Annotated in this window: 1 protein-coding gene; it reads right to left on the reverse strand. The window is 62.1% G+C overall.

All coding sequences use genetic code 11. The features are described 5' to 3' along the window. The coding region (locus J0A67_RS23365) for an Ig-like domain-containing protein (protein ID WP_369075096.1) at positions 1 to 107 on the reverse strand (107 nt) is incomplete at its 3' end. Positions 108 to 235 lie beyond the last annotated feature (128 nt).

Here is a 235-nt window from a genome sequence, read left to right on the forward strand (position 1 = left end):
CCGTCGCTGTCCGCCGCAGCCGCCGCGATGGAGACGGTCTCCCCAACCTTGAACTGTTCGCCGGAGGAAGGAGAGGTGATGCTAACCGTTGGGCTCGCGTTTGCCATTACCGTGATCTTCACCGCCTCGGAGCTGGTAACGGCCCCCTTGTTGTCGGTCGCCTTGGCAGTGATGCTGTACTCGCCGGCCGAAACATTCGACCACGAATAGCTGTATGGAGCGCTGGTGTCCGTGC

Origin of the sequence: Algoriphagus aestuariicola (assembly GCF_017254835.1) — a bacterium.
GTDB classification, from domain to species: domain Bacteria; phylum Bacteroidota; class Bacteroidia; order Cytophagales; family Cyclobacteriaceae; genus Algoriphagus; species Algoriphagus aestuariicola.